The sequence below is a fragment of the Streptomyces sp. SID14436 genome (genome assembly GCF_010548465.1).
Classification (GTDB): domain Bacteria; phylum Actinomycetota; class Actinomycetes; order Streptomycetales; family Streptomycetaceae; genus Streptomyces.
The window spans coordinates 1-1,249 of sequence record NZ_JAAGMD010000112.1 but is presented as its reverse complement, the minus strand read 5'-3'; the positions used below and the strand labels follow the sequence as shown (position 1 = coordinate 1,249).

The 1,249-nt window shown below is 77.7% G+C and carries 1 protein-coding gene; it reads right to left on the bottom strand.

Translation table 11 applies throughout. From position 1 onward, the window contains the following. Positions 1 to 155 precede the first annotated feature (155 nt). Positions 156 to 1,249 (bottom strand): PLP-dependent aminotransferase family protein (locus tag G3I53_RS04185; protein WP_164438027.1); only part of this gene is annotated, 1,094 nt, incomplete at its 5' end.

Here is a 1,249-nt window from a genome sequence, read left to right as displayed (position 1 = left end):
GGGACGGACCGGACCGGGGACGGACCGGACCGTTCACGGGCCGGCCACGTCGGTCACACCGGCCGGGGCTTCGGGACCGGGGGGCGCTCCGGGCCCGCGTCTGACGGGCACCAGGCCGGCCCTCAACTTCCCCCCTCCCCCTCCCCCCCCCCGCATCAGGGAAGTGCCTTGCACAGTGCCTCCAGCGTGCCCGCCCAGGCGTGGTCGGGCGGGGTGCCGTAGCCGACGACGAGGCCGTCCACCGGGGTGTCGGTGGCGTCGGGATGGCGGAAGCGCCCGAGGCCGAGCACCCGGAGGCCCTGCCATGTCGCGGCCCGGACCACCGGCTGCTCGGTGCCGGGCGGAAGCCTGAGGACGGCATGCAGCCCCGCCGCGATGCCGGTGACCCGGACGTCGGGGGCCCGGGTGGCCAGCGCCTCGACCAGGGCGTCGCGGCGGCGGCGGTAGCGCAGGCGGGCCGCGCGGACGTGGCGGTCGTAGGCGCCGGAGGTGAGGAACTCGGCGAGCGCCAGCTGCTCGACCACGCCGACCGCCGGGCTGTCGCCGTGGGCGGTGACGTCCGGCAGCAGGGAGGGCGGCAGGACCATCCAGGCCAGCCGCAGTCCGGGCGCCAGCGACTTGCTGGCCGTGCCGAGGTACACGACGTGGCCGGGATCGAGGTCCTGGAGCGCGCCGACGGGCTGCCGGTCGTAGCGGAACTCGCCGTCGTAGTCGTCCTCCAGGACCAGCCCGCCGGTCCGCCGGGCCCAGTCGATCAGCTCGGCCCGGCGGCCGGGCGGCAGGGCACCGCCGAGCGGGAACTGGTGGGACGGCGTGAGGAGCACCGCGCCCGCGTCGCCCGGGGCGATGAGGGAACCCTGCTCGTCGAAGGGCAGCGGCACGGTGCGCAGTCCCGTGCGCTCGACGAGGTTCCAGTGGGCGTCCAGGCCGTAGGACTCGACGGCCAGGGTGCCGGCGCCCCGGGTGCGCAGGACGTCGGTGAGACGGCGCAGGCCGTCGGCGAACCCGGCGCAGACGACGACGTGTTCGGGGTCGGTGCGCACGCCCCGGACCCGCGCGAGGTAGTCGGCCAGGGCCTCGCGCAGTTCCGCCCGGCCGCGCGGATCGCCGTAGCCGAAGGCGTCGTTGGGGGCGGCGGCGAGCGCGCGGCGGGTGGCCCGGAGCCAGGCGGCGCGGGGGAAGGAGGAGAGGTCCGGCGTGCCGGGGACGAGGTCGTGGGGCAGCCGGCCGGGCGTGCGCGCGGGGGCCG